The organism is Actinopolyspora mzabensis, assembly GCF_900101095.1.
In the GTDB taxonomy this organism is placed as follows: domain Bacteria; phylum Actinomycetota; class Actinomycetes; order Mycobacteriales; family Pseudonocardiaceae; genus Actinopolyspora; species Actinopolyspora mzabensis.
The window spans coordinates 169968-193397 of the sequence record NZ_FNFM01000007.1 but is presented as its reverse complement, the minus strand read 5'-3'; the positions used below and the strand labels follow the sequence as shown (position 1 = coordinate 193397).

Sequence of the window (23430 nt, the reverse complement as noted above, 5' to 3'; positions counted from 1 at the left end):
CCTCATGGCGGGTAGCTTCCCACCATGAGCAACGAGTGCGCCGTGGTCTGGGACGAGTCACTGCTCTCCTACGACCTGGGCGGCAACCATCCGCTGCACCCCGTCCGGCTGGACCTGACGATGCGACTGGCGCGCTCGTTGGGGGTACTCGACGGGGTGGTTCCACTGGCCCCGGAGCAGGCGGCCGATGCCGAGCTCGAACGGGTTCACACTCCCGGCTATCTGGCGGCCGTGCGGGCCGCTCCAACGGAGGGGACCGACGTGGGGCACGGGCTGGGCACCGACGACAACCCGATATTCGATCGAATGCACGAGTCGGCCGCGCTCGTCGCGGGAGGATCCCTGGCGGCGGCCGAACAGATCGTGTCCGGCCGCGCCAATCGAGCCGTCAACCTGGCGGGTGGGCTGCACCACGCGATGGCGGACCACGCGGCCGGGTTCTGCGTTTACAACGACTGCGCGGTCGCCATCGCCTGGATGCTGGCCAACGGGATCGAGCGGATCGCCTACCTGGACATCGATGTGCATCACGGCGACGGGGTGCAGTCGGCTTTCCGGGAGGATCCCCGGGTGATGACGATCTCGCTGCACCAGCACCCCCGCACGCTGTGGCCGGGTACCGGTTTTCCCACCGAAGTCGGCGAGGGCGCCGCGAAGGGCGAGTCGGTGAACGTGGCGCTGCCCCCGGGGACGAAGGACGCGGGATGGCTTCGAGCGTTGCACGGCGTGGTTCCCTCGTTGCTGGAGACGTTCGCGCCCCAGGTGCTGGTCACCCAGTGCGGTGCGGATCCGCACCGGGAGGACCCGTTGGCCGATCTCGCGCTGTCCGTCGACGGGCAACGCGCCGCTTATCGCGCGCTGCGGGGCTTCGCCGATCGTTACGCGCGGGGGAACTGGTTGATCCTCGGCGGGGGTGGTTACGCGTTGCACAGGGTGGTCCCACGCGCCTGGACCCATCTGCTGGCCACGGCGCTCGATCGGGACGTGGCGGCGGAACGCAACGTTCCCGCCGACTGGATCGCCCACGCGAGCAGGGTGGCGGGCAACGTCGCGCTGCCTACGTCGATGACCGACGGAGGCGAGACGGCGTTCACTCCCTGGGACGGTACGGCCGAGTACGAGGTCGATCCGGCGATTCGGGACACCAGGAACGCGGTTTTTCCGCTGCACGGTCTGGAACCGCTGGACAGCCGCGACTGATCGAAGTCATCCGGCCGGGGGCGGGGAACACCAGCACTCGCGGGCGGCGGCACGGCAGGGAAAGCTCCGCGAGTTCCTTCGGTAGATAGTTCGGACAAGTGCACGGCAGTCGCTGAGAGGGGCACGGTGGACGATTCCGCGAGCGAACAGCAGCAGTGGGAACCGGAAGCCCACTATCCGCGCCACTGGGAGGCCGACGTCGTCCTCTCGGACGGTGGCACGGTTCATCTGCGGCCGATCCTGCCCGCCGACGCGGATCAACTCGTGGCCTTCCACGGCAGGCTCAGCGACCGCACCCGCTACTACCGCTACTTCTCGCCCTATCCGCGGATGCCGCAGCGCGACGTCGACCGTTTCAGCCGTGTCGACTACGTCAACCGGGTGGCGCTGGTGGCGCTGCTCGGCGACGACATAGTCGCGGTGGGGCGTTTCGACCGCCTGCGTGAACCGGAGGACTCGGCCGAGGTGGCGTTCGTGGTGCAGGACGGGCACCAGGGCAGAGGGCTCGGATCGATCCTGCTCGAGCATCTAGCGGCCGCCGCGCGGGAGTGCGGTCTCAGCCGGTTCGTCGCCGAGGTCCTCGCCGAGAACTCCCAGATGGTTCGGGTTTTCCGGGACGCCGGCTACGAGGTCAAACGGGCCATGGAGGAGGGGCTGGTCCACCTGGAGTTCCCGCTCGACCCCACCGAGGAATCGCTGGCGGTCGCACGCGCCAGGGAACAGGCCGCCGAAGCCCGCAGCGTGCACAACCTGCTGCACCCGCGTTCGGTGGCGGTGATCGGTGCCTCCATCGACCCGGACAAGATCGGCCACACCGTGCTGGCCAACCTGCTGGGGGCCGATTCCGCCGCCCCGATATACCCGGTCAATCCGGAGCACCGGGCGGTGCGGGGAGTGCGTTCCTACGGCTCCGTGCTCGACATTCCCGACGACATAGACCTGGCCGTGATCGCCATCCCCGCGGGCGGTGTCGCCGAGGTCCTGGACTCCTGCCTGGCCAAGGGAGTCAAAGCGCTGCTGATCGTCAGCTCGGGCTTCAGCGACGTCGGTCCCAGCGGCCGGGAGGCCGAGAGCAGCATGGTGCACCAGGCACGGGTCTACGGCATGCGCGTGGTCGGCCCCAACGCGTTGGGGGTGGTCAACACCGACCCGGCCCAGCGGCTGAACGCCAGTCTTGCCCCGCACCTGCCGGGACGTGGCAGGACCGGGTTCTTCTGCCAGTCCGGGGCACTGGGGGTGGCGATCCTGGCCGCGGCCACCGAGCGCGGTCTCGGGGTCTCCACATTCGTCTCCGCGGGTAACCGTGCCGACCTGTCCGGCAACGACCTGCTGCAGTACTGGCAGACCGACACCGCCACCGATGTTGTGCTGCTGTACCTGGAGTCGTTCGGCAATCCGCGCAAATTCGCTCGTCTGGCGAGACGGCTGGGGCGCAGCAAACCGATAATCGCGGTCAAGTCGGGACGCCACGCCGTGCGTGCGGGGCTGGCCGCCACCTCGGTGCGGATCGACGAGACCAGTGTGCAGGCGCTGTTCGATCAGGCGGGTGTGATTCGGGTCGAGTCCGTGGCGCAGATGTTCGATGCCGCGCTGTTGTTGGCACACCAGCCACTGCCCGGTGGGGAGCGGGTGGCGATCGTCGGCAATTCGAGTGCCCTGGGGATGTTGGCCGCCGACGCCGCGCTGGAGCAGGGGCTGCGTCCGGTGGTGGACCCCGTGGACGTCGGGGCCGCCGCGGGGCCCGAGGAGTTCGCCGCGGCGGTACGTTCCGCTGCCGAGAACAGCGAGGTGGACGCGCTGGTCACGGTGTTCGCCCCACCCGTGGCCGTGCCGGGCACGGCTTACGCCAGGCAGCTGCGGACCGCGTTGCACGAGGCGGGAACGCTGCGAACCAAACCGGTGGTGAGTACTTTCCTCGCTGCCGAAGGGGTGCCCGACGAACTGGCGGTTCCGGGACCGGACGGAACTCCCGGACCCGGCTCGGTGCCCTCCTATCCCAGCCCGGAGCGAGCGGTGCTGGCGTTGGCCCGTGCGGTGCGCTACGCGAACTGGCGCGCCGCGCCGCAGGGCGAGTTCGTCCGCCCCGAGGGAGTCGACGTCGAACGGGCACGCCGGCTGGTCGAGGAATGGACCGAGGCGGGGATCGGCAGGCTGTCCGACGAACGGATGGTGCTGTTGCTGGAGTGCTACGGCATCGAGGTGGTGGCGTTCCGACTGGTCACCGATGTCGAATCGGCGGTGGCGGCCGCCGAGGAGGTCGGGTTTCCCGTGGCGTTGAAGTCCGCCAGTGAACGACTCCGGCACCGTACGGACCTGGCCGGGGTACGGCTCGATCTCGGTGGACCCGAGGCGGTACGAACCGCTTACCGGGACCTGTGCGACCTTTCCGGAACGACCGATCTCTACGTGCAGCGGATGGCCCCCAAGGGAACCTCGTGCGTGCTACGGCTGATGGACGATCCGTCCTTCGGTACTCTCGTCTCCTTCGGTCTGGCCGGTCCCGCCAACGACCTCATCGGGGATCGTGCCTATCGGGCGGTGCCGCTGACCGACACCGACGTGGCGGAGCTGATCAGGGCGCCACGCGCCGCGCCGATGCTCACCGGCTATCGCGGGGCTCAGGCGGCGGATCTCGACTCGATGGCGGACCTCGTGCTGCGGGTGGCCAGTCTGGCCGAGGATCTGCCCGAAGTGCGTGAGCTGGTGCTGGAGCCGGTGCTGGCAGCCCCGTCAGGTGCCTGGGTCACGGGTGCGGTGCTCGGGCTGGGACCGACACCGGATTCCCCCGATTCCGGGCCGCGCAGGCTCCGGTGACCCGCTTCCGAGGTGGGCACGCGGTGTTTCGGGAAACTCCCGAACCGCCGCCCACGGCGACGGCGAGGGCTGCAGGCCCACCCCCGTCCCACGGCGAACGCCGAGGCCGTGGCCGAGCTACCGGACAGCGCTCGTGGGCCGGGTGCACTCCTCGCGGCGATTCGCCGTGTCGCCTTGTCGCCAATCCGACACGCGGCGCAACCGGCCGCGGGGGTGGCCCCGTCCAGGTGACATGAGACGACTGCCAACCCTGCTGGGTGCCGGTGTGATGCTGTTCGCGTTGACCGCCTGTGGCGAAGGGCGGTCCGACGTCGGGTTCGGCGCCCAGCCACCACCGCCGCCCTCCGAACAACAGCGATCCAAGATCTCGAGTGAAGACGAGGCCGACGGGCCCCCTGGGCGGGAGCCGAAGGGTACCGAGGTTCCCGCCGAACAGGTCGATGCCTCCGCGTTGCCCGAGGGCTACCCCAGTGAGGTCTGGACCAGGGAGTCCGGCAGGAAACTCGTCGCGATCGGCCAGGAGGGAGGCTGCGGCAGCGTGCGCGTCGAGGTGAGCGGTCAGAGCGCCGAACGGGTGGAGCTGGCTCTCGTCGAGGAGAACCCGAAGCCGTCCGGTCCGTGCACCATGGATCTGCGCTATCCGCCCGTGGTCGCCCCGATCGACAAGCCCCTCGGGGACCGGACCGTGGTTCTCACCGAGCGGGAGGTCGACGTCCCGAGCGACCAGTAGCGTTTCCACGGTCTCTCCGAATACGAGGAGACCGCGCTGTACGAGGTGACCGCGCTCCGCCCCGCCGGGATTCGTGCCGAAGAGGGACACGGACGTCGCCGGGGCGGGCCTTCGTGTGCCGCCGGGACGGCCGAAGCCTTCAGGCAGGCCGGAAAACCTGCGATCCTGTCCGGGATTACGTGCGTGGAAGGCTTCCGCGACACGGCTTGGAGGGAAAGGGCGCATTCCAATGGCAGAGCGGAGCGACGGTGTTCCGAACGGACTGGTCAACTTTCGGGATCTGGGGGGACTCCCCGTCGAGGATGGGGTGACCACCAGCCCCGGGGTGCTGTTACGCAGTGATGCGCCGTACCACGGGGACCACGAGCCCCCGGAGACCGCCCACTGGCCGCCCCGAGCGGTGATAGACCTTCGCGACACCGGCACGGAATCCGACGTGGTGCACCCGTTGGAAGACGTCAGCACGGTCCACCGGGTCCCGCTGCTCGAAGGGCTGCGCGCCGAGTCGGGGCAGGACCCCTGGCTGACGTTGCCGGAGCTGTACGGCCACATCCTGGACTTCGCCGCGAAACCGCTGTTGGAGGTCTTTCGGATCGCGGTGGAAACCGAGGGTCCGGTGCTGGTGCACTGTGCCGCGGGCAAGGACCGTACGGGGGTGGCCTGCGCGTTGCTGTTGCGTACGGCGGGAGTCCGCTACGACGCGGTGGTGGCCGACTACGTGCACACCGACCGCAACATGCGTCAGGTGCTGCGGCGGCTCCGGATAGAACCCGAACTGCCGCCGGGAGTCGACGAATCCGACGTCGACGAGTTCATTTCCGCACCGGCACACGCCATCGAACACGCGCTCGAACGCGTCGAGTCGCACGAGGAGGGGGTAGCCGGGTGGCTGATGCGGCACGGTGCCGCTCCCGAGGAGATCCGGCGCTGGCGAGAGCGGCTGCTGGGCCCGCGGTGACCCGTTCCGTGTGAAGCGCTTCCCGGCACACCTACGGCTCGCCGGGGTGAACCCGTTCACCCCGGCGAGCCGGTGCGCGAGTCCCGGCTCAGCTCGCGTAGGAGCGCAGCTTGTTCGCCCGGTCGCCCTGCCGTAGCTTCGACATGACCTCACGCTCGATCTGGCGAACACGTTCCCGGGAGAGACCGAACGCCTTGCCGATCTGGTCCAGCGTGCGCGGCTGGCCGTCGTCCAGGCCGTAACGCATGCGGATCACCTGCTGCTCCCGACCTTCCAGCGTGTCCAGCACGCGACGCAGATCGTCCTGCAGGAACCCGGAGATCACGGCGTTCTCGGCATCGGCGCTCTCGGAGTCCTCGATGAAGTCCCCGAGCGGGGCGTCCTCCTCCGAACCGACCGGCATGTCCAGGCTCACCGGATCCTTGGAGTGATCCATGAGGTCGACCACCTTTTCCACCGACATGTCCGCCTCGCCGGCGATCTCCTCCTCGGTGGCCTCCCTGCCGAGCTTCTGGTGCAGGTCCCGCTTGATCCGGGCGAGTTTGTTGACCTGCTCCACCAGGTGGACGGGTAGGCGAATCGTACGGCTCTGGTCGGCCATTCCCCGCGTGATCGCCTGGCGGATCCACCAGGTGGCGTAGGTGGAGAACTTGTAGCCCTTGGTGTAGTCGAACTTCTCGACCGCACGGATCAGGCCCAGGTTGCCCTCCTGGATCAGGTCCAACAGCGGCATCCCCCGGCCGGTGTAGCGCTTGGCAAGGCTCACCACCAACCGCAGGTTGGCTTCCATCAGGTGGTTCTTCGCGTCACGGCCGTCGCGCACGACCGTCTTGAGGTCGCTACGACGCTCCCTGGTCATGTCCTCCGAAGTGTCCAGCAGGTGCTTGGCGAACACTCCGGCTTCGATTCGCTTGGCGAGGTCCACCTCGTCCTGGGCGCTGAGCAGTGCGGTACGCCCGATACCATTGAGGTAGACCCGCACCAGATCGGCCGATGGCCCCTGGTTGTCGAGGTCGGCCTCGTTGGTGACGTCCGGGGCTGTGGTCTGCGGGACGGTCATAGAGCTACCTCCCTGACGGGCTGGTTGTCGGGTGCCGGGGTACCGGCACGCCACCGCGCCACACGAAGGACGGGTACGCTCGGTGTGGTGGTGATGGTTCGTCCTTCTTCGGTATCGTCGGTGGCCGGTGGTGCCGGTGGTTGAGTCGGTTCGGTTCTGGTTCCTCGTCGAGTCGACCGTGGGGTCGGATCGGCGGCAGGAGACGTTGGGCTTCTCGTCCGGCTGATCGGAAGCGGCTGTTTCAGGGCCTGTGGCATCTCGGTCGGCTGGTTCGCCGCCCTGCCGGCGGCCCCGTCCCCACCCGGGAGGGTGGTTCGAAGACCGGCCGGTGACCGGCTGTGGCACCGGTTCTCGGGCGTTGTGTTGTGGTTTGGTTACCCGGAAAACGCACACGTTGCCGAAATCGTTCCCGGATTCGTCGGATGAGCGACGTCAGCGTCGTCACACTCGACGTGCCCGGTGCCCGTGTGGGAGAAGACGCCCCAGGTGGAAGGGGGCAGGCGCGAGCACGGCCGCGCGCCGTGCGGCGGTAACCCTCGCTTCGTCCTGCTCCGTCCCACCGGTTCGCGGGCGCGAGCGAGTTCGGCGCCCACCTCGATGGAGTGCTCGGTGAGCCGGAGATCGGTGGGCGGCCACGGGCGGCGTGGAGTCCCGACGAAGCGTCGGAGGGAGCACCTACCTCGCCACGAACTTCCTCAGGTCTCCACTAGCAGCGTGAACGGGCCGTCGTTGGTGCTGTCCACCGCCATTTCCGCCCCGAACACACCTGTCGAGACGCGGGCACCGCGCTCGCGCAGCTGTTCGACCACCTTTTCGACCAGTGGCTCGGCCTGTTCGGGCGCCGCAGCGGCGCTCCAGGACGGCCGCCGCCCCTTCCGGGTGTTCCCGTAGAGGGTGAACTGGCTGATCACCAGCAGGGGTGCGTCAGCGGTGGCGCAGGACTGCTCGTCCCGCAGCGCCCGCAGCTCGTGAAGCTTGCGCGCCATGACCTCCGCCTGCTCGGAGGTGTCCGAGTGGGTCGCCGCCACCAGCACCAGCAGCCCCGGTTCGGTGATGCTTCCCACCACTTCGCCGGCCACGCGAACCGCCGCTGCTGTGACTCGTGTCACCACCGCCCTCATCGCTCTCGGCCCCATTCCGCGGGCAGCAGCATGCCGTGCCGGATCAACTCGCGCAGCACCGGTTCGGCCGAACGGGCCAGTTCCGCGGAATCGGCCCCGTGCCCGGCGCCGAGCAGTTCCAGCAGTTCGTCGGTGGCGAGCGCGCCCTGACACCCCGCGATCAGGTTGGCGCCGATCTCGTCGACCTCGTGCTGCCAGCCGGGCCCGTCGGTTCGGTGCAACCGGTGTACGAACGTGGCCCAGCCGTCCTGCTCGTGGGAGCTGACCTGCTCCAGCACCAGCCCTGGGGCGGTCACCAACGGACTGCGCAGCAGTTCCTGCTGAGACGGGCGCTGCCGTAGCCACTCGACCCTGCGCAGCCACTCGTCGGCCTCGGCGCCGAGCGGATCGTCGAAAGCCTGTCTGAGGTCCTCGCACACCACCTCACCGGGCTGTTGTCCCGGAGTACGGCGCAGCGTGACGAAGCCGAAGCCGACAGCCGTCACACCGTTGGCCTCGAACCAGTCCAGCCATTCGGCCGATTTGCGTCTACCGGTTTCCGACTTCGGATCGATCCCGGCGTCGCGCAGCCACGTGCCGACGTACAACGCCGGTTCGGCCACGTCACGCTGTACGAACCAGGCGTCCACGTCGGTGTGCCGCAACCAGCCACCGACCCGTTCCTGCCAGTCCTCGTCCTCCAGGTGCAGCCACGAGGCGAGTACGTGTGCGGTGCCGCCCTCGTTGAGCAGTTCCGGAACCCTGCCCACCACGAGAGCGCTCGCCTCGTCGCCGGACAGCCCGGAGTCACGATAGACGAAATCGGTTCGTGCGGGACCGACCACGAACGGCGGGTTGCACACCACCTGGTCGAAACGTCGCCCCGACACGGGGTCGAACCAGTCGCCGTGGAGCGATTCCACCTCGACGCGATTCAGGCGGAACGTGGCCGCCGCGAGCGACAGCGCCCGCTCGGAGACGTCGGTGACCGTCACCCGTTCCGCGTGCGTGCCGGCGTGCAGTGCCTGCACGCCGCATCCCGTACCCAGGTCGAGCAACGACCCCACCTGCCTGGTGGGGGTGGCGCGTACCAGGCTCAGCGAGGCCTGACCGACTCCGAGTACGTGCTCGCGTGAAACCGGCAGATTCGAGGGACGCGTGTCCGCGTCCAGGTCGGAGATGATCCACCACGAGTTGCCGGTGGCGGCGTGTGGTCGGATGTCCAGTCCCGCACGTACCGAGTCACCGTCGTGCACGAGGACACCCGCCGCGACGGCCTCCTCCGGGGACAACGGGTGCAGCGCCTCTTCCGCCGCTGCCCGGTCGACCGGGTGCCCCAGCAGGAAGACGCGGATGAGCGTGTTGAGCGCGCCCGCCCCGGAAGTGGCCCGAATCGCGGGTTCGGGCTCTCCTCTGCCCAGTGCGGCGTGGGCCTGCGGCCCCAAGGTGTCGAGCACCCCATCGGCCGTGTAGTTCGCCGTGAGCAACGCCTCGCGCAGTCGGTCGATGCGATCGTGCGATAGTTCGGGAGTCACGTCCTCGATCCTCACACGGCGGTGTCCTCCGAGTTCGGGCACACCCGTGATCCGGCGGGGTCGTCCGAGGTCGCCGGGCCTGTGCGCTCGGCCACTTTCCCCGGGGCCAATCACGCCGGGGATGTGCAGCGGGACGGACGAGTGGGACGATGTGAGTGTGGAGGTGGTGTCGTGAGTGGCTCCCAGCGTAGTGACGACACCCCGGTGCTGATCACCGAGGCAGAGCCGTCGTACGACGATCAGCAAGCGGCCAGGCGCAAGAAGTACGCGCTGATGATGTCCTTGCGTATCCCCTGTCTGGTGGCGGCCGTCATGGTTTACCCGATCTGGTGGTTGTCCTTGATCATCATCGCTGTCTCCATCCCGTTGCCCTGGATAGCGGTGTTGGTGGCCAATGACAGGCCTCCTCGCAAGAGCGAGCACGTCAACCGGTACCACCGCGATTCCCGGAGGCGTGAGCTGGAGGACGCGGAGCACCGGGTGATCGACGGCGAGTGATGTTCGTAGCCTTTCCGTGGTGGTTCCTCGGCCCGGCCGCCACCGGACAGCGTGGCTGCCCTGCCTCGTGGGGCATCATGGTGTTATGACTACGACTACTCTTCCGGAGACCGACACCCGGCCGGAGAACACCGAGCAGACCAGTGACGACCGGCCCGAGGTTTTTCACTACGTCCAGAAGGACAAGATCGCCGAGAGTGCCGTGATGGGCAGTCACGTGGTGGCTCTGTGCGGCGAGGTGTTCCCGGTCACCAAATCGGCCAAGCCCGGCTCCCCGGTGTGCCCGGAGTGCAAGGAGATCTTCGAGGGGCTCCCGCCCGGTGGGGGAGACGACGAGTAGAGCCGATCTCTTCCGCGCCTCATTCCGAATTCGGTTCGGTCGGCGGTCGCCCGCGGTGCGGAGGTTCCACACCCGACTCCGCGCCGGGTGAATCCGCTCCGCGGGCGCCGTCGGAGTGCCCGGCTGGAGCGTCGGAGTGCCCGACCGGAGTGTCGGGATTCTCGGACGTGCTGCCGGGATCCCGCTCCGCCCCTGTCCTGCCGTGCCCTGTCCTGCCGTGCGCTGTCCTGCCGTTGTCCGGCACGCCGCGCCAGGCTTCGTAGCCGCGTTCGGTGCGCAACCGCTGGGCGGCACGCTGCATCTCCAGGCGGCGCCAGCGCCGCCGCTCCCGTCGCGTCATCCCCGCGGGCCAGGTGCGTTGAATCGCGTTGTTGAACTGCGCACCACTCACCACCGCGAAACCGATGAAGAAGGCGAACAGCAGGAAGGCTATCGGGGTGGCCAACGCACCGTAGGTGTATCCGGTGCTGGTCACCCAGGTGATGTAGAGGCGTAGGCCCACGCTGGAGCACAGGAACACCACCATCGCCAGCAGCGCGCCGGGCAATCCGCGGTGCCAGGGAAGCTTGCGGGGCAGCGCGAGTTTGTACAGTGTCGCCAGCGCCAGCACCAGCAGCCCCCCGGTCACCGGGAAGTACAACAGCCGGATCAGCCCGCTCACGTCCGCACGCAACCATTCGGGCAGTACGTCGAGCAGCCAGCGAGGACCCAGTGCGGTCAGCGGCAGGATGAGCACCGCGGCGACCAGGCTGACCAGGTACAGCAGCAGTGCCAGTGCTCGTTGCCAGATCGCGTTGCGGACCATGTACTGGTCGTAGGCCAGCGTGATCGACTCGATCAACGAGGCCAGGGCCGAGGAACCCGCCCACAGCGACAGCAGGAACGCCACCGAGACAACCCTCGTCCGGCCACTCGTCAGGATGTCGGAGACCGTGGGACGGATGATCTGGCTGACGACGCTCTCGCTGAAGATCGTCCCGGCGAATTCCACGATCCTGCCCCGCATGGTCTCGACGACTTCGGGCCCCAGCCACTCACCCACGAAGCCCAGGCTGCCCAGCAGTCCCAGCAGCAGCGGCGGCAGGGAGAGCGTTTGCCAGAAGGCGGCGGCCGCCGACTCCGAGAAGATGTCGTCGTTCCACGACTTGCGCAGCGTCTGGACCACCAGGCGTCTCGGTCCGCTCGCTCTGCTGCGGAAGCGCCCCCGCCCGTCGTGGTTCGAACTCGGATCCATGCCACTTCCAGGATGTCGTCGCCGGTGTCACTCGTGCGGCCGGTGCTCGTCGCGAGGTTTCATTCTCCGATGTCCCCGCCCCTGCGGGCTCGCCGGCGGGTGGTCGAGCGGTAGGCTCCCGGGGGTTCTTTATGCCGCGCGGAAGTATCGTTGCCGAGGATTTCGGCCGATCGGGGCGGATGACTCCGGCCGCGTGTGTTGCTCGGAAAGGAGTGGCAGACGAGCGTGTCCGAGGCGCAAGTTGACCAATCCGTTCGTTCGGTGCTCAGCGACCCGTCACAGGCCAACGAGAAGCCGCTGCGCGCGTGGCAGCGCAGAGCGCTGACGAGGTACCTGGCGAGCAAACCACGGGACTTCATGGCGGTGGCGACTCCGGGAGCGGGTAAGACCACTTTCGGGCTGCGGATCGCCGCCGAGTTGTTGGCCGACCGGACGGTGGAGGCGGTGACGGTGGTCACCCCCACCGAGCACCTCAAGCATCAGTGGGCGCTCGCCGCGGGTGGAGCCGGGATCCCGATCGACTCCGAATTCAGCAACTCCGACGGTACGACCTCCCGCGACTATCGTGGTGTCGCGCTGACTTACGCGCAGGTCGCCTCGCATCCCAATCTGCACCGGGTGCGAACCGAGCGCAGGAAAACGCTGGTGATCCTGGACGAGGTCCACCACGCGGGCGATGCCAAATCCTGGGGCGACGCGGTCCGAGAGGCATTCACCCCCGCCGAGCGCAGGCTCAGCCTCACCGGTACACCGTTCCGTTCCGACGACAACCCCATCCCGTTCATCACCTACGAGCCCGATTCCGACGGGGCGCAGCGCAGCAAGGCCGATCATCTGTACGGGTATGCCGACGCGTTACAGGACGGTGTGGTCCGGCCGGTCATTTTCCTCGCCTACTCGGGTGAGGCCCGCTGGCGTACCAGCGCCGGGGACGAGTTCACCGCCAGGTTGGGCGAGCCCATGACCGCCGAGCAGACCGCGCGTGCCTGGCGCACCGCGCTCGATCCGGCCGGGGAGTGGATTCCCTCGGTGCTGCAGGCCGCCGACACCAGACTCACCCACCTCCGCCGGGACGGGATGCCGGACGCGGGCGGGCTGGTGATCGCCTCGGATCAGAAGAGCGCTCGTTCCTACGCCAAGACGCTGCAACGCATCAGCGGCACGGAACCGGTCGTGGTGGTTTCCGACGACCCGCAGGCCTCCGAGCGAATCGCTGCCTTCGCCGAGTCCGACGACCGGTGGATGGTGGCGGTGCGCATGGTCAGCGAGGGAGTGGACGTGCCGCGGCTCGCCGTGGGGGTCTACGCCACGAGCGCCTCCACCCCGCTGTTCTTCGCACAGGTCATCGGCAGGTTCGTACGCGCCCGCCGCTCCGGCGAGACCGCCAGCATTTTCCTGCCCAGCGTGCCCGTGCTGCTCGAACTCGCCAGTCAGCTGGAGGCCGATCGCGACCACGTGCTCGGCAAACCGCACCGGGAGAAGGAGGGCTGGAACGACGAGGAGCTGGTGGAGGCCAACCGGCAGCGTGACGAGCCGGGGGAGAACGAACAGCCCTACACCTCACTGGGAGCCGAGGCCGAGCTCGACCAGGTGATCTACGACGGCTCCTCGTTCGGTACCGCTGCCTTCGCCACCACCGAGGAGGAGCAGGACTACATCGGGTTGCCCGGTCTGCTGGAGCCGGACCAGGTGCGCGCGCTGTTGCAGCAGCGCCAGCAGGAGCAGCTGCGCGAGGTGGACAAGCGCGAGAAGCAGCACAAGACGGAGCAGGCCGCCACACCGGGACACCAGCCGCAGCGGGGTGGGTCGTCCGGGGGCGGTGGGCAGTCCGTCACCGAGGAACAGCGCCCGCAGAGCGTCCAGGAGCGTCTCAAGGCGCTGCGCAAGGAGCTCAACAAGGTGGTTTCCCTGCATCACCAGCGAACCGGCAAGCCCTACGGAGCGATTCACAAGGAGTTGCGCCGTGTCTGTGGCGGTCCTGCCACTGCCAGCGCCACCATCGAGCAGTTGGAGGAGCGTATCGCCACGCTCCGCTCCTGGTGAGGGGCTGCTGGTGAGGGGCTGCTGGCGGGGTGAGGGCTCCTGGTGAGATGTCCGGTCTCCCGGGAAACGACCGGTATCCGAAAGGTACCGGGGTGGCCCTCCACGCGTCGCGCCGTTCCCGAGTCGGTCCGGGGCGTTCGTCGCCGGTGGTCCGGGTAGCCGGGGCACAGGGGGAGCAGGGGAGGACGAAACACGAGGTGCCCGGCCGGAGAAATCCGACCGGGCACCTCGTGGTGGTTCCGACTTCGGAACCGGCTCCGGGGGTCGTGGGGTGACCGGTTCACCGACTTCTCGGCTCATCCGGTGCCCCGACGGTCCGGTAACCGTGATCTCAGAGTTCGATCTGTTCGTCTTCCTGCAGATCCGCCTCGATCTCGCTGAGTCCCGACTTGAACTCACGGGCGTGATGTCCGCAGAACAGCAGCTCTCCGCCGGACTGGAGAACTGCCCTGAGCTTTGCGGCGGCCCCGCAGCGGTCACAGCGGTCGGCGGCGGTCAACTCGGGGCGGGTGAGTGTGTCAGGCATCGGAATCTCCCTCCGTCCCGGCGTCGGGGGTACCCGACGCCTCGATCCTGCTGCAACCACCGGTAGCCCGCTGGCGACGGGGCCGGTGTCGCAAGTTCCACTCTTACAGACACTTGGCCTCGCGTCACTGTTCCAACCTCGATCAGCGACTTGCGTCACCCGGAAATGCCCGAATGGTGGAGTGAGTGGGAGCACACTGTGGCTCTGCTTGGCATTGACCTGCTGACCAGCCAAAACAACACTGTGAACCAATCACGATCTGTGATTTGCCGCAAAGGGCAATAGCTTTTCAGGGTGTTTTTCGGCACATTTGTTCTTGTCGTGGTGCCAAGGGTTCCGCTGTGGGCGAACGGGTGGAGCCGCCCTGTTCCCGGCATATGGCACGAAAAATGTGGCCCCGATCACTTTTCGGGGTGGGGAAGTGTGTTGCTCGGGACGGTCCCGGCTCGGTTGAACGGCCCGAACGACTCGGCCGGGCCATTCGCGTTCGGGGCCCGACCTCGGGACTGTGGCATGGCAGCGGCGTGCGGCGAGCTGTGGTCCGCCACGCGCTCGTCCGCCGCTCGGCGGGTCGAGCGGACCCTCGCTCCGGCCGAGCCGGCTCCGACACGAAAAGCGCCCGGCCCTGTTCGGGGCGGGCGCTGTGGAAGGACGGGCGGAACCAGCGCGATACGAGGGTCCCGAACACGCTCGACGGGTCTCACGGGGCCGTTGGTCGACCCGGCGATAGGCCTGGGCCGCGGACCGGAGGTACTGCCGGGCCGCGGGGTACACGGTGTGGTTCGCACGAAGTGCCCCGCGGCCGCCCGACGGAAACCGCCCCACCCGGGAGAGCCCGGGTGGGGCGGTTTCCGTAACCGGCCGGTCAGTCCAGGTAGTCGCGCAGTACCTGCGAGCGGGAGGGATGCCGGAGCTTCGACATCGTCTTGGACTCGATCTGGCGAATGCGTTCCCTGGTGACGCCGTAAACCTGTCCGATCTCGTCCAGGGTGCGTGGCTGCCCGTCGGTGAGCCCGAAGCGGAGGCGGACCACACCGGCCTCCCGCTCCGAGAGGGTTTGCAGCACCGACTGCAGCTGGTCCTGCAACAGGGTGAACGAGACCGCGTCCACGGCCACCACGGCTTCGGAGTCCTCGATGAAGTCACCGAGTTGGCTGTCGCCCTCGTCGCCGATGGTCTGGTCGAGCGAGATGGGTTCCCTGGCGTACTGCTGGATCTCCAGTACCTTCTCGGGGGAGATGTCCATCTCCTTGGCGAGCTCTTCCGGAGTGGGCTCGCGTCCCAGGTCCTGCAGCAGCTCACGCTGGATACGGCCGAGTTTGTTGATGACCTCGACCATGTGGACCGGGATACGGATCGTGCGGGCCTGGTCCGCCATGGCGCGCGTGATCGCCTGGCGGATCCACCAGGTGGCGTAGGTGGAGAACTTGTAGCCCTTGGTGTAGTCGAACTTCTCGACCGCACGGATCAGGCCCAGGTTGCCCTCCTGGATCAGGTCCAGAAAGGCCATCCCCCGCCCGGTGTAGCGCTTGGCGAGGCTCACCACCAACCGCAGGTTGGCCTCCAGCAGGTGGCTCTTCGCACGCTCACCGTCGCGCACGATCCAGCGCAGGTCCCGCCGCAGTTGCAAGGGGGGCATCTCGCCCGCTTCCTCCGCCTGCCGCAGTCGTTCGGCGGCGTAGAGGCCCGCCTCGATTCGTTTGGCGAGTTCGACCTCCTCCTCCGCGTTGAGCAGCGCGACCTTGCCGATCTGCTTGAGGTAGGCACGTACGGAATCGGCCGAAGCGGTCAGCTCGGCATCCTTGCGGGCCTGCCGGAGAGCTTCGGACTCCTCCTCGTCCCAGACGAAGTCCGGGTCGGTCTTGCCTTCCTCGTCCTCGACGACCTCCGGCTCCTCGGGGATGTCGACCTCGATGTCGTCGAGCTCGCCGTCTCCGATGTTGGCCGAACTCAGGTCGGTCTCGATCGGTTCGTCGATCTCCAGGTTCTCGCCGTTGGCCTGGTCCGGAGTCGACTCGCCCGTCGATTGGGACGTGGTGCTGTTCTCGGCCGATTTGGCCGTCTTCTTCGTCGTCGACTTCGCCGACGACTTGGAAGTGCTCTTGCGGCCGGTCGATTTCGTCCCGCTCGACTTTGTTCCGCCGGACTTGGTTCCGCTCGACTTGGTGGTGGTCGAGCCCTTCGAGTTCTTCTTGCCGGTGGACGAGGATTTCGGCGCTTCGTCGGTTTCGGCCTCGGGAGCCGTGTCCGCGTTCGAAGCGGTCTTCGTCTTGTTGGGCTCGGACCGGGCCCCGCCTGATGCTGCAGCGGAGCCGGAGCGTCGGGTTGCGGTTTCTGCGGCTGCCACGTACGCCCTTTCGCGACGGTCTGTCAGGGCTGGCCGGGGACGCGAAACCTCGGCCGCCAGGGGGTCGGGGACAACCCACCGTTCGAGCCCTACGAGGCGTGCCGGAAGGCCGTGAATTCGGTGGGACGTGTTCCATTGTAACTGTGTCAGGTGAGTGTGGTTCCGCTGCAAGGCTGATCAGAGCACCGTGTCGTGTGCACAGGTCTCCGATGCCCCGAATTCGTCGCGCTCGGAAGCCACATCCCCGTTCGGCGCACCGGCCCCCGGGCCCGCGCCGCACACTCCCGTCGCGGGAACGCCCGGTGCACGGCTCGGGAAGTCTCGGTGCGATTGTTTCCGCACTGCAGCCGGATGCTACGCGCGTTGCGCGGCGGCTGATGCCGCACCGACTATACCCGCGTCGTTCTTCAACGCAGCCGCCACGATCGGGGTGCGGTTCTGCAGCAGCGGCAGCCACTTGTGCGACTTCTTGCTGACCCCGCCTCCCGCGATGATCAGGTCCGGCCACAGGAACTTCTCCAGACTCTGGATGTACCTGCTCACCCTGGGAGCCCACTCCTCGTAGCTGAGTCCGAGGTTGTCCTTGACCGAGGCCGCTGCCTCCGCCTCGGCGTCCTCCCCGGCGACCTCGATGTGACCGAGTTCGGTGTTCGGCAGCAGCCGCCCGTCCAGGAACGCCGAGCTGCCTATACCGGTGCCGAAGGTGAGGACGAGCACGAGGCCGGATTCGCGTTCCACTCCGGCGCCGAAGCGCATCTCGGCCAGGCCCGCCGCGTCGGCATCGTTGAGCATTACGATTTGCTCACGAGCCCGCCCGAGCCGTTTGGCGAACAGCCCTTGAGCGTCTGTATCGATCCAGTCTTCGTCGATATTGGCGGCCGTCAACGCCGTGCCGTTCTTGATCACGCAAGGTAGTGTGATGCCCACCGGGCCGTCCCAGCCGAACTTGCCGACGATCTCGGCGACCACATCGGCCACGGCTTCCGGGGTGGAGGGATGGGGAGTCGAGATGCGCAGCCGTTCGTCGGCCAGGACTCCACCCTCGACATCGACCGGGCATCCCTTGATGCCGGAGCCGCCGATGTCAATGCCGAATCCGCGGGCAGTGCCCATGCCTGATCCTTCCTATTCGATTCAGGACGAGGTGTGCAGACTTTAACCGCGCTGTGTTGCGATGTGAACGTGGGTTTGACACATCAGTATGACGCCGTGGGGTTGCGGGACACTTCGGTGCTTGTCGCGCGGGAGGCCGCCGAACTGGCGATGACCATGCGGAACGAGATCGTCACCACGGGGACGGTGGACACGAAGAGTACCGAGACGGACGTGGTGACGGCCGCCGACCGGGCGGTCGAGAAGCTGATCAGGCAGCGACTCGCCGAACTCCGGCCGGGCGAGTCGGTACTCGGTGAGGAAGAAGGTGGTGCGGCCGAACAAGCGGGGTTGCGCTGGGTGGTCGATCCCATCGACGGAACCGTCAACTATCTCTACGGCTACCCCGCGTACGCCGTTTCGATCGCCGCGCAGCTGGACGGCGTCTCGTTGGCCGGTGCTGTGGTGGAGCCCTCGTCGGGGCGTGTCTGGAGTGCCGCGGTGGGCCACGGCGCCGATCTCGACGGTGAACCCCTCCGGGTCTCGGATTCGCGGCGTCTCGACCTGGCGCTGCTCGGAACCGGATTCAGCTATCTCCGGCAACGTCGTGTCCGACAGGCTTCGCTGCTGCTGGAGTTGGCCGGTGAGATACGCGACATCAGACGCGGTGGTGCGGCTTCCCTCGAACTGTGTGCCGTTGCCGCCGGATGGCTGGACGGTTACTACGAACACGGCCTGTCGCGATGGGACTGGGCCGCGGGTTCGCTGATCGCCGCCGAGGCGGGCGCGCGGTTACGACTACCCACGACGGGAACCACCGACGGTCTGGGGGACGAGGCCATCGTCTGCGCTGCTCCCGGGATCGCCGATGGACTCACCGGTAAATTGCTCGAGCACGGGGCCGCCGACATCTGACGACTCCGCGTGCCGCGGAACTCTTCCGGTAGCCGGGCGGGGACCCGCTTCGGTGCCGCGCCGGTGCCGCTCCGGGGCCGGGAAACTCCCGGTCCCGTGAGCCCGAAAGCGGCAACGGTCAGCAGTGCACGTCACGGGCGGCGTCGAGCAGCTCCTCGGATACGTTCGGTTGGCCCACCCGCTGCTGGTCGGCTCCGCTGCGGCGGTTCTCCTTGGCCCAGTTCTTGAGTTGCTGCAGCACCTGGTGGGCCTGCTGGGTGGCGCGTACCCCGTCGAACTCCGAGCCCAGCGCCAGATCCACCCCGGTGCCGGGGCGCTGGTCACGGACCAGCTGCGCGCAGGGGGCGATCAGGCTCAACGTGCGGGCGGCTCCGGCGCCCGCACGGCCGTAACGTATCTGCCCGTGGCATTTCAGGTTCGAATCCGTGTAGATCGGATCGTTGGCCGGGTCGCCACCCTTGGCGAATCCGAGATTGTTCAGTTCCTCGGTGACCAGGGTGGCCTGATTGGCTTCGCCGTTGGCGTTGAACACGTGCACCGGGACGTCCTGCGGAGGAGCCGGCGCGGTGCCGTCCAACGCTTCGCGGGACAGCATCGTGCCCGCCGGTGTCTTCGTGGGGGGTTCGCCGGGGTTCGCCGCCGAGGTGCCCGCTTCGGCTTCCGGCAAGTTGCAGCGAGTCGCCATTTCCACCGACTCGGTCGATTCGAACACCCTGGTCCAGACGAAACCCGACAACAGGGCGAGTACGGCGAGCAGGATCAACGCGGGCAATGGACGCCGGCGTCGATACCGCGGACCCCGCAGCCCTTTTCCTGTGCTCGCGGTGGACACGTTCTGCCAGCCTCCCCTGATCGAGCCGTCATTCGTCCCGGTGAGTTCATTCGAAACGGTTTCGCACCGAATCGACTGTCCGCTCAATCAGCTTAGGTGTTGATACGCGACTACGCGGCATCGTGCGAACAGTCGTGTCGAAGTTGTTGCCCGTGTGTCTTCGTCGTTGTCAGGTGTGCCGTTACGTTGCTGGAGCGGTTCGTGGAAACGGTGGAGCGCCCCACCGCCTCGGCGGCTGACCGAGGTCGTTCTCCGCGTCCGTTCGTCCGTCCGTGTCCACCCTGCCATGCTGTTGCTCGGGTCACAGGGTTCCCCGGCGGCGGGGTGAAGCACATACCACACCTACGGGTGACCCGGTGCGTATCTCGCTCCGGGATGAGCTACCCTTCCCGCGCTCCACGCTGTGAGGTTGAGGTCGGTCGCTCGTTTCGGGGGAACTTGGAGCGCAGGACGAACGGAGACCTCCGCCACTCTCGCGTGCGGGCACAAATTGGAGCCCTGGAACGTTGACCAGCGGCACACCATTGCAAATCTCCACAAATGCAGGGGTGAAACGAGATGGCCACCGACTACGACGCTCCGCGGCGCAACGAGTCCGAGGACCTTCCCGAGGACTCGCTGGAAGAGCTCAAGGCCAAACGCAACGATGCTCAGTCCGGTTCCGTGGACACGGACGAGGGTGAGATCGCGGACAATTTCGAGCTTCCGGGAGCCGACCTCTCCGGTGAGGAGATGACGGTCAAGGTGCTCCCGAAGCAGGCCGACGAGTTCACCTGCTCCAGCTGTTTCCTGGTGCACCACCGCAATCGACTGGCGGGGGAGCGGAACGGGAAATACGTCTGCCGCGACTGCGCGGCCTGAAACGCGCGGGTCGAGGACCCGAGAGCGGGCTGGATGTGACGAAACGCACGTCCAGTCCGCTGTTCACGTTCAACGCGTGCTGCGGCCGAGGTGTCGCTCCCACCGTGGCACGCTTTCACCGACCCCGTTCGGTATCGAGCCCATCCGCCGCCCGGCCCGTCCGGATGCGGCGCGCGTAGCCCGGGGCCGTATCCCCGGCTACTCCTCTCGCCGGTCCCCGCCGACCTGCCCTCGGTCGTACCGCAGTACCTCGGCCAATCGTTCCGGATGCCGCGTACTGACCACCCAGTAGGGGGTCGGGTCGTCGGGATCGTCCAACCAGATTCGTGCGGCGGTTGGTGCCCAGGGGCTGTGCAGCATGAAAGCCGCCGGATCCAGTTCCGGCCCGAGTGCTCGTCGTTTCCGTTCCCGCGGGATCACCTCGACGTCGGAGACGAACCGCAGCGGCAGCCGCGCGTTGCCCGCCCGTAGTTCCCGCTCGGTGACCACCAGGCGCGTGCGGCTCAGCCAGAGCGGCAGGGCTATCGACAGCGGCAACAGCACCACGTAGGGCAGCCACGCGCGAATGCCCGGATACCCCATGTGCACCTCGGCGGCCAGCAGGGCGGCCGCCACGAGCGGCAACGGCCAGCTCCACCAGGAGACGTGCAGCCGTTCCCGGTAGCGGATCTCTCCGCTCGTGTCATTCAACCCGGTCGTGGGACCGCTTTCGTGGGCCGCTTCTGAACTATCCGACACGTCTTCAGGGTAGTCTTGCGCCCCGTGCCAAGCGTGAAGGTCCTGCTTACTCGTGTGGATCCCGAAATACAACCCCCGTCCTACGCCCGGAGCGGTGATGCCGGTGCGGATCTCGTCACTGCGGAGGACCTGGTGCTCCGACCCGGGCACCGTGCTGTGGTCGGTACCGGGATCGCCATAGCCCTCCCGGAGGGCTTCGCCGGTTTCGTCCACCCGCGTTCCGGGATGGCAGCCCGCTCGGGGCTCAGCGTGGTCAACGCCCCGGGAACCGTTGACGCGGGCTACCGGGGTGAGATCAAAGTGTGCTTGATCAACCATGATCCGGAACGGGAGATCGTGCTGCGGCGGGGGGACCGAATAGCCCAGTTGGTGGTGCAGCGTGTCGAACACGCCGTTTTCGAGGAGGTCGTCCAACTGCCGGAGTCGGTACGCGGCTCCGACGGTTATGGTTCGACCGGAGGTCACAGCGCGTTGACGGGTTCGGCCGAGGTTGGCGACCCAGGCAATACGACCGGTAGTACGGAGGTCTGACGGGATGTTCGGATGGCGCCGTCGCGACGGACGCGAGAATGACGCGGATGGTTCCGATGTCAGCGAGGACTATCACGACGGGGCGGATTCCGTGCCCGACGGCGGACCTTATGACACGCACGAGGCTCCGCACGACGAAGTCGAACGGCTCGATCTCGGATCGGTGCGGTTGCCCGTGCCGGAGAACAGCCAGCTGCAGGTGGAGGTCGATCCCGAGGGTCCGGTGCGGGCCGTGCACCTGCTCACTCCTTCCGGACGGCTCACCGTCAGTGCGTTCGCCGCTCCGCGAACCGGCGACCTCTGGCAGGAGGTGCGCCAGGAGCTGATCGAGCAGTTGCGTTCCGACGGGGCCCGAGTGCGTCACGAGCAGGGAATCTGGGACACCGAACTCGTGGCCGACACGGACAGGACCTCGTTGCGCTTCGTCGGCGTGGACGGGCCTCGGTGGTTGCTGCGCGGCGTTGCGGCCAGCCCGTCCGAGGACCTCGACTCGTGCACGAAGCTGCTGTACGCGGTCATGGACGAGACGGTCGTCGATCGCGGTTCGGATCCCATGCCGGTCCGTACCCCGCTGCCGATCGAGCTTCCCGACGAGATCGCGCAGCACATCCAGCAGCAGCAGGAGCAGGCGGGAGCCTGAGATCGCTCGTGCTCCGGCTGGGATCCGACCTCGGAAGTCATTCGCTCGGACCGTCGTTACCCCCACGAGGCTGGACTACGAGACTAGGCTGAACTCGCACGGGTGAGAACCCGGGCGGGCACACTGGCCCACTGCGCACAGGAGCGCGAGATGAGCAATACCGGAGACGGCTACCTCCGCCGCCTCGTACGCCGCCTCACCAGCGACGTCGCCGAACTCGACGCCGACGACCTCTCCGAGAGGTCGCGGGCGAGCGGGGCCAGGCGGGCGTGCGACTGCAAGTGCGGTGAACAAGCGGAGGTGTTGGGGCGAGTCCGCTGTGTCGGTATGGCGCCCAAGGCCTCGGTTCCCACGTTGGAAGCCGAGTTGTACGACGGCACCGACGGGGTGACATTGGTTTGGCTCGGCAGGCGTCAGATCACCGGTATCGAACCCGGCAGAACTATAAAGGCCCGTGGTCGGATTGCCGATCGTGATGGTCACAAGGTTCTTTACAATCCCTACTACGAGTTGCAGAACACCGCATGACTGAATCCGGTTCATCCACTCCGGACGGGGCGGACCCCGCCCGGAGTCACGACGAGGCGTCCGACGGCGGGTCCGATGGGGCCACCGGGTCGCCCAAGGCGCCGCTCGGGATACGTGTCCCCACCGAGGGGGGTGACGGGGCCGAGCAGACACTGCTGCAACAGATGGGCGGTGTCAGCGGTCTCGCCTATTCCGCGGTTCCCATAGTCGTGTTCGTTGTCGCCAACTCGCTGGTCGGGATGGTTCCGGCCATCTGGATCGCCATCGCGAGCTCCCTCGTGCTCGCCCTGGTGCGGATCGTCCGCAGGGAACCCCTGCAACCGGCCGTCTCGGGTGTGCTCGGGGTGGCGGTTTGTTCCTTCATCGCCTACCGCACGGGGGATGCCAAGGGGTTCTTTCTGCTCGGGATCTGGACCAGCCTGATATACGGTGGCGTCTTCCTCGTTTCGATGCTCGTGCGGTGGCCGCTGATCGGCGTCGTCTGGTCCGTGCTCAACGGGCACGGATTCCGGTGGCGACAGCAGCGGCGGGCCCTGACGGGTTACGATCTGGCGACGCTTGCCTGGACGATCGTTTTCGTCGCCAAGTTCGTGGTGCAGCAGTGGCTTTACGCCGCTGACGAGACGGGCTGGCTGGCTGTGGCGCGTATCGCCATGGGGTACCCGCTCACGGCCCTGGCACTGCTGGTGACGGTGTGGGCCATTCGACGCGCCGGCAAAGTCGCCGAACAGGATCGCCAGGCCGATTCCGCGGAGTCCGTCGGCGGTGGGGGTGCCGGCGAGGTGTCTCCCCCGCGGCCGCGCCAGGAAATGGGATGACCCCGGCTGCCGGGAGGTGTCGCCACGTGTCCCTCCCGGCCGTTCGGACCGACCGTTCGGACCGGCCGTTCGGGCGAGTCGTGAACGCCG

22 protein-coding genes are annotated in these 23430 nt (G+C 67.6%); 13 read left to right on the top strand and 9 right to left on the bottom strand.

Annotated elements, in window-relative coordinates:
- Window positions 1–24: 24 nt before the first annotated feature.
- From BLR41_RS13495 to BLR41_RS13480, 4 genes are all read left to right on the top strand, one after another.
- A complete protein-coding gene (locus BLR41_RS13495) occupies window positions 25–1200 on the top strand; it encodes an acetoin utilization protein AcuC (protein ID WP_092628618.1) in 1176 nt (391 codons plus the stop codon).
- Between the two features lie 126 nt (window positions 1201–1326).
- Window positions 1327–4014 carry a bifunctional acetate--CoA ligase family protein/GNAT family N-acetyltransferase gene (locus BLR41_RS13490; RefSeq protein WP_092628616.1) on the top strand — a complete coding sequence of 896 codons (2688 nt, stop codon included), beginning with the start codon at window positions 1327–1329 and terminating at the stop codon, window positions 4012–4014.
- 232 nt (window positions 4015–4246) lie between these two features.
- Window positions 4247–4744, top strand: coding sequence for a hypothetical protein (locus BLR41_RS13485; protein ID WP_245694152.1), 498 nt, complete (start codon window positions 4247–4249; stop codon window positions 4742–4744).
- A gap of 229 nt (window positions 4745–4973) precedes the next feature.
- Complete coding sequence (locus BLR41_RS13480) at window positions 4974–5702, top strand: tyrosine-protein phosphatase (protein ID WP_092628614.1); 729 nt, start codon at window positions 4974–4976, stop codon at window positions 5700–5702.
- Between the two features lie 88 nt (window positions 5703–5790).
- On the opposite strand, the gene BLR41_RS13475 is transcribed toward BLR41_RS13480, so the two are convergent.
- The 3 genes from BLR41_RS13475 to BLR41_RS13465 all read right to left on the bottom strand — a co-directional run bounded on the left by BLR41_RS13475 (window position 5791) and on the right by BLR41_RS13465 (window position 9397).
- Window positions 5791–6762 carry a sigma-70 family RNA polymerase sigma factor gene (locus tag BLR41_RS13475; RefSeq protein ID WP_092628611.1) on the bottom strand — a complete coding sequence of 324 codons (972 nt, stop codon included), beginning with the start codon at window positions 6760–6762 and terminating at the stop codon, window positions 5791–5793.
- A 695-nt stretch (window positions 6763–7457) separates the two neighbouring features.
- Complete coding sequence (gene dtd, locus BLR41_RS13470; protein WP_092628610.1) at window positions 7458–7883, bottom strand: D-aminoacyl-tRNA deacylase; 426 nt, start codon at window positions 7881–7883, stop codon at window positions 7458–7460.
- The gene (locus tag BLR41_RS13465) at window positions 7880–9397 is read right to left on the bottom strand and encodes a DUF7782 domain-containing protein (protein WP_092628791.1); all 1518 of its coding nucleotides are present in this window, start codon (window positions 9395–9397) and stop codon (window positions 7880–7882) included. Before BLR41_RS13465 ends, dtd begins: the two co-directional genes overlap by 4 nt.
- 171 nt (window positions 9398–9568) lie before the next feature.
- Between BLR41_RS13465 and BLR41_RS13460 the strand changes: the two genes are divergently transcribed.
- Together BLR41_RS13460 and BLR41_RS13455 are read left to right on the top strand one after the other, a co-directional pair.
- Entirely contained in the window at window positions 9569–9895 is a 327-nt protein-coding gene (locus tag BLR41_RS13460) for a DUF3099 domain-containing protein (RefSeq protein ID WP_092628790.1), read from the top strand.
- A gap of 85 nt (window positions 9896–9980) precedes the next feature.
- Entirely contained in the window at window positions 9981–10235 is a 255-nt protein-coding gene (locus BLR41_RS13455) for a DUF3039 domain-containing protein (RefSeq protein WP_092628608.1), read from the top strand.
- Window positions 10236–10254: 19 nt separating this feature from the next.
- On the opposite strand, the gene BLR41_RS13450 is transcribed toward BLR41_RS13455, so the two are convergent.
- Window positions 10255–11469 (bottom strand): YihY/virulence factor BrkB family protein, encoded by a 1215-nt coding sequence (locus BLR41_RS13450; RefSeq protein ID WP_245694148.1) that lies wholly within the window; start codon window positions 11467–11469, stop codon window positions 10255–10257.
- Between the two features lie 225 nt (window positions 11470–11694).
- On the opposite strand from BLR41_RS13450, the gene BLR41_RS13445 reads away from it, so the two are divergent.
- On the top strand, window positions 11695–13512 hold the full coding sequence (locus tag BLR41_RS13445) for a DEAD/DEAH box helicase (protein ID WP_092628788.1): 1818 nt from the start codon (window positions 11695–11697) through the stop codon (window positions 13510–13512).
- Window positions 13513–13843: 331 nt separating this feature from the next.
- On the opposite strand, the gene BLR41_RS13440 is transcribed toward BLR41_RS13445, so the two are convergent.
- The 3 genes from BLR41_RS13440 to ppgK form a co-directional block, all read right to left on the bottom strand.
- Window positions 13844–14038 (bottom strand): DUF7455 domain-containing protein, encoded by a 195-nt coding sequence (locus tag BLR41_RS13440; RefSeq protein ID WP_092628606.1) that lies wholly within the window; start codon window positions 14036–14038, stop codon window positions 13844–13846.
- Between the two features lie 865 nt (window positions 14039–14903).
- Window positions 14904–16412, bottom strand: coding sequence for an RNA polymerase sigma factor (locus tag BLR41_RS13435; protein ID WP_092628787.1), 1509 nt, complete (start codon window positions 16410–16412; stop codon window positions 14904–14906).
- Between the two features lie 327 nt (window positions 16413–16739).
- Complete coding sequence (ppgK, locus tag BLR41_RS13430; RefSeq protein WP_092628604.1) at window positions 16740–17498, bottom strand: polyphosphate--glucose phosphotransferase; 759 nt, start codon at window positions 17496–17498, stop codon at window positions 16740–16742.
- A 63-nt stretch (window positions 17499–17561) separates the two neighbouring features.
- Between ppgK and BLR41_RS13425 the strand changes: the two genes are divergently transcribed.
- Window positions 17562–18392: an inositol monophosphatase family protein gene (locus BLR41_RS13425; RefSeq protein WP_092628602.1), complete on the top strand. Its 831-nt coding sequence runs from the start codon at window positions 17562–17564 to the stop codon at window positions 18390–18392.
- 118 nt (window positions 18393–18510) lie between these two features.
- Here BLR41_RS13425 and cei read toward each other — a convergent pair whose 3' ends face one another.
- A complete protein-coding gene (cei, locus tag BLR41_RS13420) occupies window positions 18511–19224 on the bottom strand; it encodes an envelope integrity protein Cei (RefSeq protein WP_176797976.1) in 714 nt (237 codons plus the stop codon).
- Window positions 19225–19782: 558 nt separating this feature from the next.
- Here cei and BLR41_RS13415 point away from each other — a divergent pair.
- Entirely contained in the window at window positions 19783–20085 is a 303-nt protein-coding gene (locus tag BLR41_RS13415) for a DUF4193 domain-containing protein (RefSeq protein ID WP_092628599.1), read from the top strand.
- A gap of 198 nt (window positions 20086–20283) precedes the next feature.
- On the opposite strand, the gene BLR41_RS13410 is transcribed toward BLR41_RS13415, so the two are convergent.
- On the bottom strand, window positions 20284–20775 hold the full coding sequence (locus BLR41_RS13410; RefSeq protein ID WP_245694142.1) for a DUF3093 domain-containing protein: 492 nt from the start codon (window positions 20773–20775) through the stop codon (window positions 20284–20286).
- A 72-nt stretch (window positions 20776–20847) separates the two neighbouring features.
- Here BLR41_RS13410 and dut point away from each other — a divergent pair, with 72 nt between their 5' ends.
- The 4 genes from dut (at window position 20848) to BLR41_RS13390 (ending at window position 23340) form a co-directional block, all read left to right on the top strand.
- Window positions 20848–21354 carry a dUTP diphosphatase gene (gene dut / locus BLR41_RS13405; RefSeq protein ID WP_092628598.1) on the top strand — a complete coding sequence of 169 codons (507 nt, stop codon included), beginning with the start codon at window positions 20848–20850 and terminating at the stop codon, window positions 21352–21354.
- A gap of 4 nt (window positions 21355–21358) precedes the next feature.
- On the top strand, window positions 21359–21994 hold the full coding sequence (locus BLR41_RS13400) for a DUF3710 domain-containing protein (RefSeq protein ID WP_092628597.1): 636 nt from the start codon (window positions 21359–21361) through the stop codon (window positions 21992–21994).
- Window positions 21995–22144: 150 nt separating this feature from the next.
- A complete protein-coding gene (locus BLR41_RS13395; RefSeq protein ID WP_092628784.1) occupies window positions 22145–22522 on the top strand; it encodes an OB-fold nucleic acid binding domain-containing protein in 378 nt (125 codons plus the stop codon).
- Window positions 22519–23340, top strand: coding sequence for a DUF3159 domain-containing protein (locus BLR41_RS13390; protein ID WP_092628595.1), 822 nt, complete (start codon window positions 22519–22521; stop codon window positions 23338–23340). Before BLR41_RS13395 ends, BLR41_RS13390 begins: the two co-directional genes overlap by 4 nt.
- Window positions 23341–23430: the final 90 nt, after the last annotated feature.

Bases quoted from the DNA above. Each gene is read 5' to 3' on its own strand.
- BLR41_RS13480 (WP_092628614.1), top strand. From the start codon at position 4,974: ATGGCAGAGCGGAGCGACGGTGTTCCGAACGGACTGGTCAACTTTCGG.
- BLR41_RS13475 (WP_092628611.1), bottom strand. From the start codon at position 6,762: ATGACCGTCCCGCAGACCACAGCCCCGGACGTCACCAACGAGGCCGAC.
- BLR41_RS13395 (WP_092628784.1), top strand. From the start codon at position 22,145: ATGAGCAATACCGGAGACGGCTACCTCCGCCGCCTCGTACGCCGCCTC.
- BLR41_RS13390 (WP_092628595.1), top strand. From the start codon at position 22,519: ATGACTGAATCCGGTTCATCCACTCCGGACGGGGCGGACCCCGCCCGG.
- ppgK (WP_092628604.1), bottom strand. From the start codon at position 17,498: ATGGGCACTGCCCGCGGATTCGGCATTGACATCGGCGGCTCCGGCATC.
- BLR41_RS13400 (WP_092628597.1), top strand. From the start codon at position 21,359: ATGTTCGGATGGCGCCGTCGCGACGGACGCGAGAATGACGCGGATGGT.
- BLR41_RS13450 (WP_245694148.1), bottom strand. From the start codon at position 11,469: ATGGATCCGAGTTCGAACCACGACGGGCGGGGGCGCTTCCGCAGCAGA.
- BLR41_RS13495 (WP_092628618.1), top strand. From the start codon at position 25: ATGAGCAACGAGTGCGCCGTGGTCTGGGACGAGTCACTGCTCTCCTAC.
- BLR41_RS13440 (WP_092628606.1), bottom strand. From the start codon at position 14,038: ATGCCTGACACACTCACCCGCCCCGAGTTGACCGCCGCCGACCGCTGT.
- BLR41_RS13455 (WP_092628608.1), top strand. From the start codon at position 9,981: ATGACTACGACTACTCTTCCGGAGACCGACACCCGGCCGGAGAACACC.
- dtd (WP_092628610.1), bottom strand. From the start codon at position 7,883: ATGAGGGCGGTGGTGACACGAGTCACAGCAGCGGCGGTTCGCGTGGCC.
- BLR41_RS13485 (WP_245694152.1), top strand. From the start codon at position 4,247: ATGAGACGACTGCCAACCCTGCTGGGTGCCGGTGTGATGCTGTTCGCG.
- BLR41_RS13415 (WP_092628599.1), top strand. From the start codon at position 19,783: ATGGCCACCGACTACGACGCTCCGCGGCGCAACGAGTCCGAGGACCTT.